Here is a 13,830-nt window from a genome sequence, read left to right as displayed (position 1 = left end):
CTTGCATTTTTTCTTCTGTGGCGTTAAGATAAGGTCAAGTTAATAGACCGGTTTGAGTTAAAGAGAGACCTTAAAGAACGCACAAAGCGATATTTGTGTGGTGCTTTAAGGTCTCTCTTTTTTTGTCTACATTTAAGGAGGAATTATTATGTCAACAGCTTCATCTTTACAACGTTCAGTCATCATGAATGATTTACAGGGCAAGGAATATGACGTTTTAGTAATCGGAGGCGGTATTACTGGTGTGGGGATTGCACTTGATGCCATTACGCGCGGATTGTCGGTCGCATTAGTTGAGATGCAGGATTTTGCGGCAGGTACGTCAAGCCGTTCAACAAAATTAGTACACGGCGGTTTACGCTATTTAAAACAATTTGAAATTAAAGAAGTAGCCGAGTTAGGAAAAGAGCGAGCGATCGTGTATGAAAATGGTCCGCACGTAACAACACCTGTTTGGATGTTATTGCCGTTCCATAAAGGCGGTACATTCGGTAAATTTTCTACATCTGTCGGATTACGTGTGTACGATTTCCTGGCGGGGGTAAAAAAATCAGAACGCCGCTACATGTTAAACAGTGCGCAAACATTGGAAAAAGAGCCGCTAGTAAAGCAGACCGATTTATTGGGCGGCGGTGTATATGTTGAATACCGTACGGATGATGCACGATTAACAATCGAAGTGGCAAAAACTGCGATCGAAAAAGGAGCCGTTTTAGCAAACTATACGAAAGCTTCAGGCTTTTTATATAATGATGCGAAAAAGATTATCGGCATTGAAGCGACCGATTTACTATCGAATGAAACAATTCAGATTCATGCTAAAAAAGTCGTGAACGCCGCGGGTCCATGGGTAGATGATGTACGTAGCATAGAAGGCAAAACAAGCGGCAAACACTTAATTTTATCAAAAGGTGTGCACATCGTATTTGATGAGTCGAAATTCCCGTTAAAGCAGGCGGTTTATTTTGATACACCGGATGGCCGTATGGTATTTGCAATTCCACGTAACGGGAAAACATATGTCGGTACAACGGATACGTTTTATGAAGGAGATCCGCGAAATATGGATATCGAACAATCCGACCGCGATTACATTATGAATGCCATTCACTATATGTTCCCGGACGTAAAAGTGGCGGATGCGGATATTGAATCAAGCTGGGCTGGAGTACGTCCGTTAATCCATGAAGAAGGGAAAGGACCATCTGAAATCTCCCGTCATGATGAAGTATGGGAATCTGCTTCAGGCTTAGTGACAATTGCGGGCGGTAAATTAACAGGCTATCGTAAAATGGCGGAAGCAGTTGTAAATAAAATTTCAGCGAGCCTAAAAGCGGAATTCGGTGTAGAAAGCAAGCCTTGTATTACGAAAAACATCCCGATTTCCGGTGGTGAAGTAGGCGGCTCAAAACATATCCAAACATTTATTTCGAAAAAGACAGAGCTGGGTGTGAAAGCGGGCTTAACGAAAGAAGAAGCGGCGTATTTGGCTCAGCATTACGGTTCGAATGTTGAAAAAGTATTCAGCTATTTAGAAAAAGCAGACGACACGATGCCAAAAGCTTTATTTGCACAGCTCCAATACGGTATCGAACATGAACTTGTGACGACACCTGTCGATTTCTTTGTGCGCCGTACGGGTAATATGTTCTTTAATATCGCATCGGTACTTGCCCATAAAGATGCTGTCATAGCACATATGGCTCAGCAGTTAAACTGGACAGACGCCCAATTATCGGAGTTTACAGAACTATTGAACATTGAAATTAAGCGTGCAACAACCGCAAAATAATGTAAAATAATATTGTGATATAATTTTGGCTCATCGAATGCGTGGGAAATTTGAATTAACGCACCCGATGAGCCATATTAATATAAACAGAGTTCTAAATATAGGAGGATGTTATGCCTTTTAATGATCAGAAAATTATTCCGGCTGCCCGGACAATTAAACAGTTTGATAAAGTAGTTAAAAGTGAATTCGAATATATCGTATTGCTTGAAGTGCACTTAAGTCATTTGCGCTCGCTGAAACAAGAGGCCGACCGTCATGGTAAAAAATTAATTATTCATGCGGATTTAATACATGGTCTGAAGACGGATAATTTTGCGGCGGATTATTTATGTAACGATATTCGCCCTGCAGGCATTATCTCTACCCGCTCCAATATGATTTTGAAAGCGAAATCCCGCGGTATTCTAGCGATACAGCGTGTCTTTTTGATCGATACAATCGCGCTGGAAAAAAGCTATTCACTCCTTGAACAAACGGCACCGGACTTTATTGAATTACTTCCGGGAGTCATCCCAGATATGATTAAGGAAGTGTCTATACAGACAGGGATTCCGGTTATAACGGGCGGCCTGATTCGGACGGACGAGCAAATTGAGCAGGCATTTGCTGCAGGTGCAATTGCGATTACTACCTCCAATAAAGAATTGTGGAAACGTTTTCAAAAAGTTGTTGACTAATGGATAATTTCAAACTATTATGATTACTAAGTCAATAAATACGCGGTTGAGTAAAGGAGTCCGCATGTAACATTGTTTTACGTAAATTCGTAAAACAATTTGTTACATGCGGACTTTTTTTTCTTCTAAGTATTTTATTAACGGAATATACATGAGCTAAGGAGGTTATGGAATGTCAACATTTACAGCCGAGTTAGTCGGCACGATGCTGCTAATATTATTCGGTGGCGGCGTAGTAGCAGGTGTTTCATTGCACAAATCAAAAGGTCAAGGTGGCGGTTGGGTCGTTATCACTTTTGCATGGGGCTTTGCCGTAGCAATGGCAGCTTATGCAGTAGGGGGCATTAGCGGAGCACACTTGAACCCGGCATTGACAATTGCGTTCGCAACAATTGGCAATTTTGCATGGGCGGATGTGCCATTGTTTATCGCAGCACAAATGCTTGGAGCGTTTTTAGGTGCTGTGTTAGTGTACTTTGTTTATTTACCGCATTGGAAAGGCACAAAAGACAAAGGTGCAAAACTTGGCGTATTCTCAACAACTCCTGCAGTAAAGCATATTCCTTCCAACATGATTGCTGAGATGGTCGGCACATTTGCATTAGTTTTAGGGATTTTAGCGTTAGGGACAAACGAAATAACAGCAGGATTAAATCCGTTTTTAGTCGGTATTTTAATTGTTGTCATTGGTATGGCATTGGGTGGTCCAACAGGTTATGCGATCAACCCGGCCCGTGACTTAGGTCCGCGTATTGCACATGCACTTTTACCGATTCCAGGTAAAGGAGATTCAGCTTGGTGGTATGCATGGGTACCTGTAGTTGCCCCAATTATTGGTGGTGTTTACGGAGCCGTATTCTTTAGCTTCATCTGGAATGGAGCAGATGCAACATTATTCTGGATTTTCAGCGTAATCGTAGCGGCGGTTTTCGTAGCTGCACAAATGACAGTATCGAAAGTAGAAGAGTAGAAGAGTAGGAGGATTTGAGAATGACAGAAAAATATATGATGGCGCTAGACCAAGGTACTACAAGTTCTCGTGCAATTTTATTTGATAAAAATGGAACAGTGTTTCATACAGCACAGCAGGAGTTCCCGCAATATTTCCCGGAATCTGGTTGGGTAGAGCATAACCCGGAACAAATTTGGTCTTCCGTGCTATCTTGTATTGCAACAGTATTATCAGAGAAAAATATACTTGCTAATCAAATTGCAGGAATTGGCATTACAAACCAGCGTGAAACGACAGTTGTATGGGATAAACATACAGGTCAGCCTATTTACAATGCAATCGTTTGGCAATCAAGACAAACAGCAGGAATTTGCGAAGATTTAAAAGCGCGTGGCTTGAATGATACGTTCCGTGATAAAACAGGGCTGCTCATTGATGCGTACTTCTCGGGAACAAAAGTAAAGTGGATTTTAGACAATGTAGAAGGCGCTCGTGAAAAAGCGGAAAATGGGGATCTCTTATTCGGTACGATCGATACATGGATTATTTGGAAATTAACGAACGGTAAAGTGCATGTAACCGATTATTCAAACGCATCCCGAACATTAATGTTCAATATTTATGATTTGAAATGGGATGAAGAGCTACTTGATATTTTAACAGTTCCGGCTTCGATGCTTCCGGAAGTTCGTCCTTCTTCTGAAGTATACGGTCATACAGATGCAGATAATCTTTTCGGTCAGGAAATTCCAATCGCAGGTATTGCGGGCGACCAACAAGCAGCATTATTCGGGCAAGCTTGCTTCGAGCAAGGAATGGTGAAAAATACATATGGCACTGGTTGCTTTATGTTAATGAACACAGGTGAAAAAGCGGTGAAATCTGATCATGGTTTATTAACAACAATCGCATGGGGCTTGGACGGCAAAGTAACGTATGCGCTGGAAGGTAGTATCTTCGTAGCGGGCTCTGCTATCCAGTGGCTGCGTGACGGCTTACGCATGTTCCGTAAAGCGGAAGAAAGTGAAGCCTATGCAGCACGTGTAACATCTTCAGAAGGCGTATATGTGGTACCGGCATTTGTTGGGTTAGGTACACCTTATTGGGATTCGGATGTGCGTGGTGCAGTATTCGGTTTAACGCGCGGTACAGAAAAAGAGCATTTTGTGCGTGCGACACTTGAGTCACTTGCCTATCAAACACGCGATGTATTAGGTGCAATGGAAGCGGATTCAGGAATTCCGTTAAGCACATTACGTGTTGACGGCGGCGCAGTGAAAAATAATTTCCTAATGCAATTCCAGTCAGACCTATTAAATGTGCCGGTAGATCGCCCGGTTGTAAATGAAACAACGGCTTTAGGCGCAGCGTACTTGGCTGGTTTAGCAGTAGGCTATTGGGAGACATTGGATGACATCTCAAACTACTGGAATTTAGATCATAAATTCGAGCCGGAGATGGGCGAAGAAGAGCGCGAATCTTTATATACTGGCTGGGGCAAAGCGGTTAAGGCAGCACAGGCTTTTAAATAGTTGGGTAAGCTATTCGTTTGAACATCGCTTGCTACCCAATGCAACATGAACTTTTTAAATGAATAATCAGTATAACTGTATGACGAGCGATTTAGCTGGTTATACAGTTTTTTTATTGTATAAAACCTATTAGGTATTTATCAAAATAATTTGTTTGAAAAATGAAACTAATTTCCATTTTTTCCGTCAGTACAGCAAATTACGAAAAAAATAAGGTTTGGAAATTGCTCGCTGCCGAAATGGGCAGAAACAGTCGGGTGACTAGATGAAGCGAGTGAACCGCTATAAATCAGGGAAATGAATAATAAAATTTAGGAAACGAAAGGGAGCGAGAGGATGAGGAAACGAGTAACGGCCATGTTAACGGTACTATTTTTAGCATGTAGCCTGTCTTTAGCCGGTACATTTGCCGCCACAACAAAGCAGTTTTCAGATGTACCGCCGTCAAAATACTTTGCCGGAGCTGTTTATGAATTGACGGAACGCAACATTATTGGAGGATATCCGGACGGGACGTTTAAACCCGGCAACACGATTACGAGAGGACAGGCAGCGGCCATCATTACGAAAATGATCAAATTGGACACTTCAAACGTATTGGACCCGGGATTTGAGGATGTCACCACTTCAAACGGCTACTATAAAGCGATTGCAGCAATGGCTGAACATGGGATAATCAGCGGATACGGGGATGGACGATACGGACCGAATGATCCGATCAAGCGGGGACAGATGGCTTCAATACTTGTCAAAGCGTTCGATTTGCCACGCTATAATATCTCGGCACATGATATGGCCAACCCATTCAAAGATGTTATACCATATTACTATTTAACATCACATGCCGATAATATTTTAATACTTTATAAATTCGGCATTGTTGGAGGGACGTCCTCTGATAAATTCAGCCCGAATGCTTTCATCACAAGGGGTCAAGCAGCAAAAATGCTGAAAGCGACGGAAGACTTGAAACCGCCAATGATGACAATAGGGCCAGCTGAAATGGATTTGGAAGAGATCGAATGGATAGAAGATGAGAAAATTGATTCTGCCGTATATCACGGAATATTGGTGAAAGGAAAAGTACTGTTTTCGGGCGAAACTGAAGATAAAATTCAGATAGTACCGTTCAAAGAAGGTACCGGTACCTTGATTGTACGGGGATTGAAGGAAAACAAGACGGTCAATAAAAAATATTATGTTCATATAAAAGAAGAGAACGGCGAATTGAAACCGACGCTGGAGGAAAAAGAGACTTTCCATGCTACTGAAGCAGAGTTAGCAGTTTTAGATGAATCACGAAATCGAACAAGTCAGGATGTCGAAAAAATTACTCTTTACACAATGGATGGACATCATGTGTCTTCAAGTCTAAAGTTCGAACATTGCCAATACGGCTATTCGGTTTGCTTCGATATTAAACAGCAAGGTCAGTATATTGCAACGGTTTATTTTAAAGATGGTGAAGAAGCGAGGTATGGAATCGAAGCTGCACCGAATCAAGCCAGTTTCAATTATGAGATTCGAGTTATCGAAGAACAGACTTCTGATCAAGTCGATATGGGGGCCAAATACAATATAGGCAAACATACAATCCGAACAAAAGATGCGGAGCAAATAGTTACAGTTACTAGAGACCCGGGAACAAATGTGTTTCGAGCGACTGCGTCCGGACAGCAGGAAGGGATCGTCGATATTGATTTCGAGCATAAAATAACGGAAAAATCCTGTGATGGTACTGACTGTTATACAATTGTCTGGCTAGGATTATATGTAAAGGTTGAGCGAATCGGATCCATTGTGAATGTAAGTATCTTCAAGTCGATGGAACCGGATCATTAGAAATCCAGTGAACAGAGGCTGGGACATAAGTAGAATAACCGTTAAATAAGAGAAAAGACATTATTAAAAAACAGATATTTGAAAAATTGATTGGAATGCAGGGCGACTCCTGCGGGAATAGCGTGACGCCTGAGACTACAGGCTCAGGCCACGCCCGCGGAAAGCGTCCCGGAATGGAAATCAATTTTAACGCTCAGCAAAAAAACACTATTTTTCTCTGTAAGAAAAATAGTATTTTTGGGTTATGTCCTGGCCCCTTTTTATGAATTCAGTGTTTTGCAGAGGATACTTACAAGCGGATTGTCATAATTGTAATATTTGTTATGGGTTTGCAAAAGAAGCGCCATTCATTCCCTAATGATTTTACAGTCTTTCTCTAGTAATCTTGTTATAGACATCTAGAAAGGATTGAATCACTCATGTTGAAAAAAAGTATCGTATTGATCTTTGGTATGTTGCTATTTGCTCTACCAGCATCTGCATCTGCAGCTACATATACAGTAAAAAGCGGGGACACACTTTGGAAGATTGCCTCCAAAAATCAAATCGGGCTAAGCGAATTAATTGCTTTAAACCCTACATTAAAAAATCCGGATATGATTTATGTCGGAGATAAAATTACTATTTCAGAAAATCAACAGCAGGCAGTAGAAGAGCAAGTCGTAAGCCTGGTAAACAAAGAACGTGCACAGCAAGGTTTAGCACCGCTTAAAATCGATTGGGAACTAGCGCGTGTAGCGAAGTATAAATCACAGGATATGCACGACAAAAATTATTTCAGCCATACAAGCCCGACTTACGGCTCACCATTTGATATGATGAAAAAATTCAATATCAGCTATACAGCAGCAGGTGAAAATATTGCAAAAGGTCAAAAAACAGCGGCGCAAGTTATGGATGCATGGATGAATAGTTCAGGTCACCGAGCAAACATTATGGATGCGAAATTTACGCATATAGGTGTAGGCTACGTTGAAGATGGTCACTACTGGACTCAAATGTTTATCAAAAAATAAATAATTAATTAAACATAATAATTCTGATTACGTTCTATTTTAAAATCAACAAAAAACGAGTGCGATTCTGTAAAAAGAATCAGCGCTCGTTTTCCTTTTTTGAGAAAATTATATTCGTATCAATCGCGTAAAAATTCATTTTCACTTTTTTAGGTAACATGTCATAACATTGTAAATTACTAATGCATTCCTAGGTTAAAATAAGTAATATAATAATGAATAATATAGTGAATTAGAAATATTGCGAAATAATAGGTGAATATATGAGTTTTAATATGAAAGAAATATCAAATATTAGAGATGAAATTAGCGATTTCTTCACTACTTCTTTTGATACAAAAAAAATTAGGGAATCTAACATTGTCTATAAAATGCTCGATGATATTTTAAATGCTATGAATGAAACAACAAATATTACGATTACAAATTATGACGGCACAATAATTTATGTAAATAATAATTTCTGCCTACTATCAAAATTTAAGAAAAAAGAAATTATTGGACAAAATCATAGAGTTGTTAATTCCGGATTTCACTCTAAAGAGTTTTTCATGCAACTGTGGCAAACCATCAAAAGCGGGAATACTTGGCGTGGTGAAATTCAAAATAGAGCCAAGGATGGCACTGTTTTCTGGGTGTTTGAAATCATTGTGCCGATTCTTGATGAACAAGGACAGCCGTATTATTTCATTAGTTTCCAAACGGATATTACTGAAAATAAACAGATGGAAACCCAGTTTAAACTGAATTTTATACGGACATTTCAAAATCTGCAAAATGGTATTTTCAAAGTGCGAAAAGAGCAGGACGGTACATTGAAATATACCATGTCTGAAGGAAAACTGATGGATGAAATCGGAGCGAGTGCCGAAATGATTTTATCCAAATCACCTTTTGATGTATTTGAACAAGACATTGCCAAATTGAAACAGAAAATGTATACAAAAGCGCTCAAAGGCAAGAAAGTACAGTATGAGATAGAGTTGGGCGGCAAACTTATTTTTGTCGATATCGAGCCTGTCCGCCAGAATGGGGAAGTAACAGAAATCGTTGGAACGGTTCATGATTTTTCACAGTTTAGAGAAGTTCAGAAGCAATTGAAAGTAAATGAAGAACGGTACCAGTCATTAATAAACTACAGTCATGAATATATTACGATGCTGGATATAGAAGGTACCATTTTACATATGAATGCAAATACATTGAAACTACTCGGTATAGATGAAACAATGTTTGGGAAAACGAATATAATTGATATTACCGTTGAGGAAGAACGCCCTGTAATTGCAGCTTACTTAGAAAAGGTATTACAAGGAGAGGTTCAATTTTTTGAGTTTGAAGTAAAGAATAACCGCCAGCGAAGATTTTTAAATGTAACATTAGTTCCAATGATTATTGATAATGAAATAGACGTTATCTATTCAATCGGAAAAGATATTACAGATGAAAAACTGGTGCAGGAACGCAATGCATTTTTAGCACATCATGATGAATTGACAGGTTTACCTAATCGTCGGTGGATGGAACAAAAAATTCAGGAATCGCTAAAACTTGCGGAAGAAAATGAAAAAAAGATGGCGATCTTATCCTTGGATTTGGATCGGTTTAAATCGATTAATGATACATTAGGGCATGCTGTAGGCGATGAATTATTACAGCAAATTGCAGTTAGATTGAACACCAATCCTTTTAAAGACAAGTTTCATGTAGCTCGCATGGGCGGCGATGAATTAATGCTTCTTTGCCCGACTGTCGAAACGAATGATGAAGTAATCGAAATTGCGCAAAACATATTAGAAAGTTTAAAAAATCCCTTCTATGTGCAAGGTTCGGAATTGCTTTTAACAGCAAGTATCGGAATTGATTTTTATCCATCGAATGATGCCAATGTAACGGAACTGATGAAAAGAGTGGATGTGGCGCTCTATAAGGCGAAAGAGTTTGGTCGGAATATGTATCAAATTTATGATTCTTCGATGAACCAGGAAAATTACCAGTCGTTCGTGATGGAGCGGGATTTAAGAAAAGCAATTATGAATGATGAACTAGTTGCCTACCTACAACCGAGAGTAGACGCATTAACCGGGAAAATTGTGAGTGCAGAAGCGCTTGTACGATGGGATCGTCCGGAACATGGATTAATTTCGCCGGGACTTTTTATTCCGATTGCTGAAGAAACGGGATTAATAATCGCAATCGGAAAATGGATGAAGAAAAGGGTTTGTGAACAGCTGGTTGCATGGAGAAATGCCGGGCTGCCGCTTATTCCGATAAGTGTAAATATTAGTTCCAAACGATTTTTACAGCAAGGGTTTGCTGAAGAAATCAGTGGATTGTTAAAAAGATATGAGTTAGAAGGCAAATGGTTAGAAATCGAAATTACCGAAAACTCGATTATGCTTAACGAAGAAACTGTCCAGAAAACACTGTTGGATTTAAAAGAGATGGGCGTAAAAATTTATATCGATGACTTTGGAACGGGTTATTCATCATTTAACTACTTGAAGTTATTTAAAATAGATGGCGTAAAAATAGATCAGTCATTTATCCGGGATATTTCCCATAAACCAGAAAACGCCACAATTACATCCGCCATGATAAAGATGGCGCAGCTACTAAAGCTGGAAGTGATCGCAGAAGGTGTCGAAACAAAAGAAGAATTGGATTTTCTATTAGGGGAAAATTGCCGGTATATTCAAGGCTATTACTTTGGCAAACCATGCCCGATTGAGGAGTTTGAGCATTCCTTTTTAAACTGAATTCATCAATTAAATTACCTGTTAATATGTTACGTTCTAAAGAAAGTCCAATGAATTAAAAATTGCTGCAAAATCCTTAGTATAAGGGTTTGCAGCACTTTTTTTGAGTCGTTTTCTACCCCAACATTGATATCCATGACATGTGCAGAATAAAGATCCCGGTATACAAAAACATGACGAAAGTAAGAACAACTCTCCAAACATTCGTTAACCTTGTTGGAAAATTTGATTTCCACAGTAACAAAATCGCGCCGGATAAGGCGACTTTTATTCCAAGAATTGTTAAGGGAGAAAACGCACTCATCAGTGGGTTCGCTTCTTCAATCCATTCATTACTGAGTCCCCAAGCTGTACAAATCCCATCAATTAGATTTAAAAATAAAATTGCCAACAACATTCGTTTAATATTGAACAAGTTTTTCATTACTACCACTCATCGCTCGAATACAAGCTCACCTTATCTACATTCTTCTTAATCTCTCCAGCTTTAGATAAGTTTCTACTTAAGTGACCATTTTTATACAGCTTGATCAGAAATCAATTGCGTGTGGTATTTATACAGATCGCGATATTATCAATACTTATGTATTAAATAAAATTGAAAAAATAAAAAAACTATTCAAATATATAATCTAATAGTTTTGTTAATTATCCGAAAAATGTACATAAATGAGAAAATATACACAGAATCAACCGAGAGAAAAGTAGTGCAAGTAGGCTATAATTTAAAAAAGGAAAAAAATGATAGAAATAGAAGGGGACTAATTTCGCATGAATGTAAACAGTGTAGAAGCTCACACAATCAAGGCAATGCTAGGTAGTACAATTGCAGAAAAGAAAAGTAGTCAAAAAGCAGAAATACCTGTATCCGATCAATTAGTAATGGCAGCAAATGATGTAGCATTAAGTTCAGAAATACTAGATGTTGTTAATAACACTCATTCGGTAGAAGGACATTTACAAAAATGGCGGGGTACTGCTCGATAATACATATGTTTAAATTTAATTTCCCTGCATTAAAATAACTACATACTAAAAGGGGCCGGGACATAAGTAGAATAACCGTTAAATAAGAGGAAAGACATTGTTAAAAAACGGATATTTGAAAAATTGATTGGAATGCAGGGCGAGTGTAGCTGACGGCTACGCCTTTCGCTACAAGCAAAGCTTCCTGCGGGAATAGCGTGACGCCTGAGACTACAGGCTCAGGCCACGCCCGCGGAAAGCGTCCCGGAATGGAAATCAATTTTAACGTTCAGCAAAAAAATACTATTTTTCTCTGAGAGAAAAATAGTATTTTTGGTTTATGGCCCGGCCCCTTTTAAATAGAAAATAAGTTATGCACCACAAAAGTATGGCAGCTATACGAAATTACAGCTCACCATTTTAACTCTCCCAGTGTAATTAAGGATTCAATTAATAATAATAAATACGAAGCAGTTGAAAATTCTTTTAAATTTTTTGCTGTTATATCTTCTATTTTCCGGATCCGGTACTGAAGTCCGCCCATTGATAATGATAGATCCTGCATTGTTTTTTCAAGGTGTTTCCCATTGATTAGATATCTATAAAGGGTATACAGAAGTTCTTCATTGTCTTTTTTTAATAAACCCTTAAGTTCCTCCATAGCTATTTGTTTAATGGTATCGAGATCTGTATTACTTAAAAAGTTCCCCAATATACCGATTTCATCATACGTAATGATCGTTTTATTTCGCGGCAAATTAACAGCATGGTTGGCTTGTTTCACATAATGAGGGAGGTTAGTTAATGATAAAGATTGTATGCTGATGCCTATTTTATAGTGTAGATCCGGATTGTTTTTCTGAATTTGGGCAACAACCTTTTGTAACTCTTTAGTTAGTAAATCCATTGGTTTTCCATTGTAAATCAGCACTACAATATCATTTTGCAGAAGCGTAAGTAATGCATCAATATAAAATAATTTAAATGCCTGGGAGAGCTGTAGCAATTGATCATACGAATCACTTAGTAAATACTGATTTTTTGTATCAACAATTTTTATTTTCAGGATATAATAGGGTCCTTCAATATTGTTCGAAATATAATTAAGATGAGAAGGAAATTCATTAAGGGAAGCATGTTGCTGATTAATTAATTGATCCAGGACGGATATTTTCAGCCGTTCTGTCGTTTCGAAACTAATTTTTTCTTTCATGAAGCAAAGAGTCGCTACGGAAGCTAGCCGTTCTAAAAATAAATAATCATTATCATCGACTGCCTGATCTTTATTATAAATAAAAGAACAAGTAGCAAATTTTTTATGGTCTAAGTTGATAGGGGTCGACATTTCATAAAAAGTACCGATTTTTTCATACATTGTTTCATTGTGCCTGTTAAGGGTTGTTCTATTTTTGGAAGATGTATTTATTTTTGCGTATTCCTCTTCTGTAATGCCTCTGACAGCCACGATTTTGTTGTGAATGTTTTTTATAATGATGGGGATATTGAGCAGGTCATATGCTGTTGACAATACATGATTTAAACTATCTTCTTTCACAACACAATCTGATAGCTGACTGTGATAAGTTAACACTTTATTTAACGTTCTTTTTTGATTAAGCAGATTATCATAAGTTAATGAAAGCTCCTCAAAAATTGTAGGATTTTGTTTGAATATATCATTATCCGGCTGTTTTTCTATCCAGAATCGTTTCGAATTGATTTCGAAGCTGCAATCAGGATAGCCCATCGTTTGACATTTTGTTTCGATTACATAAATCTCTTCATTGTAAATCGTTGATAAATAGCCACTGGCAAATCCACTGAGCGTATAACAAGCACATTGTGAAGATAGCCCAAAATGTTCGAGATGCAATTTTGCTTCAAATGAATCGAACCATTTGCCGTATACCTCCTCAAATGCCAATGTGCCGTCAGTTAACTTCGTAATTCTACCAAGTGCCTCAATCCCGGATACTTGACCAAGATTCCGGTGGACTTCAGAAGAAAGGTTTATTAAATCTTCGACAGATGAATAGTTGCGCATTAATTCTTCCGCTTTGGAAACACCCAAATCTCTTCCAAAATGAAATAAAAAGGAATTTGCCCTTTTTACACCTATATTTTCGATTAAAGCCTTTCTCATTAACCCAAATCCTTGTGATGTAATAATCAAATCAGTTGATATATTTGATGTGTTGACGACCAATCTCATTCTCCCCCTCTTTATTACAAAACATCGTTAGTTATATTTTAAAGGATGAATGAAATAGTACAATGAAAATTATCAGAAA

General features: G+C 38.3%; 10 protein-coding genes. 8 read left to right on the top strand and 2 right to left on the bottom strand.

What is annotated here, in order from left to right:
• Positions 1 to 148: 148 nt before the first annotated feature.
• The 7 genes from MKX73_RS17365 to MKX73_RS17335 all read left to right on the top strand — a co-directional run bounded on the left by MKX73_RS17365 (position 149) and on the right by MKX73_RS17335 (position 10,573).
• Positions 149 to 1,792 (top strand): glycerol-3-phosphate dehydrogenase/oxidase, encoded by a 1,644-nt coding sequence (locus MKX73_RS17365; protein ID WP_340718541.1) that lies wholly within the window; start codon positions 149 to 151, stop codon positions 1,790 to 1,792.
• Positions 1,793 to 1,905: 113 nt separating this feature from the next.
• Positions 1,906 to 2,472 carry a glycerol-3-phosphate responsive antiterminator gene (locus MKX73_RS17360; RefSeq protein ID WP_340718540.1) on the top strand — a complete coding sequence of 189 codons (567 nt, stop codon included), beginning with the start codon at positions 1,906 to 1,908 and terminating at the stop codon, positions 2,470 to 2,472.
• Between the two features lie 172 nt (positions 2,473 to 2,644).
• A complete protein-coding gene (locus tag MKX73_RS17355) occupies positions 2,645 to 3,442 on the top strand; it encodes an MIP/aquaporin family protein (RefSeq protein WP_340718539.1) in 798 nt (265 codons plus the stop codon).
• Positions 3,443 to 3,462: 20 nt separating this feature from the next.
• Positions 3,463 to 4,956 (top strand): glycerol kinase GlpK, encoded by a 1,494-nt coding sequence (gene glpK / locus MKX73_RS17350; protein ID WP_340718538.1) that lies wholly within the window; start codon positions 3,463 to 3,465, stop codon positions 4,954 to 4,956.
• Positions 4,957 to 5,292: 336 nt separating this feature from the next.
• On the top strand, positions 5,293 to 6,798 hold the full coding sequence (locus MKX73_RS17345) for an S-layer homology domain-containing protein (protein ID WP_340718537.1): 1,506 nt from the start codon (positions 5,293 to 5,295) through the stop codon (positions 6,796 to 6,798).
• A gap of 419 nt (positions 6,799 to 7,217) precedes the next feature.
• Positions 7,218 to 7,814, top strand: coding sequence for a CAP domain-containing protein (locus MKX73_RS17340; RefSeq protein ID WP_340718536.1), 597 nt, complete (start codon positions 7,218 to 7,220; stop codon positions 7,812 to 7,814).
• A 275-nt stretch (positions 7,815 to 8,089) separates the two neighbouring features.
• Positions 8,090 to 10,573 (top strand): EAL domain-containing protein, encoded by a 2,484-nt coding sequence (locus MKX73_RS17335; protein WP_340718535.1) that lies wholly within the window; start codon positions 8,090 to 8,092, stop codon positions 10,571 to 10,573.
• Positions 10,574 to 10,688: 115 nt separating this feature from the next.
• Here MKX73_RS17335 and MKX73_RS17330 read toward each other — a convergent pair whose 3' ends face one another.
• Entirely contained in the window at positions 10,689 to 10,997 is a 309-nt protein-coding gene (locus tag MKX73_RS17330) for a DUF5658 family protein (protein WP_340718534.1), read from the bottom strand.
• A gap of 347 nt (positions 10,998 to 11,344) precedes the next feature.
• Between MKX73_RS17330 and MKX73_RS17325 the strand changes: the two genes are divergently transcribed.
• Positions 11,345 to 11,560, top strand: coding sequence for a hypothetical protein (locus MKX73_RS17325; protein WP_340718533.1), 216 nt, complete (start codon positions 11,345 to 11,347; stop codon positions 11,558 to 11,560).
• Between the two features lie 391 nt (positions 11,561 to 11,951).
• Here the strand turns inward: MKX73_RS17325 and MKX73_RS17320 are convergent, their stop codons facing one another.
• A complete protein-coding gene (locus MKX73_RS17320; RefSeq protein ID WP_340718532.1) occupies positions 11,952 to 13,751 on the bottom strand; it encodes a V4R domain-containing protein in 1,800 nt (599 codons plus the stop codon).
• Between the last annotated feature and the right edge of the window lie 79 nt (positions 13,752 to 13,830).

It is taken from the genome of Solibacillus sp. FSL W7-1436, from assembly GCF_038007305.1.
GTDB lineage: Bacteria > Bacillota > Bacilli > Bacillales_A > Planococcaceae > Solibacillus.
This window is presented reverse-complemented; position numbering and strand designations above follow the sequence as displayed.

Bases quoted from the DNA above. Each gene is read 5' to 3' on its own strand.
- MKX73_RS17345 (WP_340718537.1), top strand. From the start codon at position 5,293: ATGAGGAAACGAGTAACGGCCATGTTAACGGTACTATTTTTAGCATGT.
- MKX73_RS17335 (WP_340718535.1), top strand. From the start codon at position 8,090: ATGAAAGAAATATCAAATATTAGAGATGAAATTAGCGATTTCTTCACT.
- MKX73_RS17360 (WP_340718540.1), top strand. From the start codon at position 1,906: ATGCCTTTTAATGATCAGAAAATTATTCCGGCTGCCCGGACAATTAAA.
- MKX73_RS17330 (WP_340718534.1), bottom strand. From the start codon at position 10,997: ATGAAAAACTTGTTCAATATTAAACGAATGTTGTTGGCAATTTTATTT.
- MKX73_RS17340 (WP_340718536.1), top strand. From the start codon at position 7,218: ATGTTGAAAAAAAGTATCGTATTGATCTTTGGTATGTTGCTATTTGCT.
- MKX73_RS17365 (WP_340718541.1), top strand. From the start codon at position 149: ATGTCAACAGCTTCATCTTTACAACGTTCAGTCATCATGAATGATTTA.
- MKX73_RS17355 (WP_340718539.1), top strand. From the start codon at position 2,645: ATGTCAACATTTACAGCCGAGTTAGTCGGCACGATGCTGCTAATATTA.
- glpK (WP_340718538.1), top strand. From the start codon at position 3,463: ATGACAGAAAAATATATGATGGCGCTAGACCAAGGTACTACAAGTTCT.
- MKX73_RS17320 (WP_340718532.1), bottom strand. From the start codon at position 13,751: ATGAGATTGGTCGTCAACACATCAAATATATCAACTGATTTGATTATT.
- MKX73_RS17325 (WP_340718533.1), top strand. From the start codon at position 11,345: ATGAATGTAAACAGTGTAGAAGCTCACACAATCAAGGCAATGCTAGGT.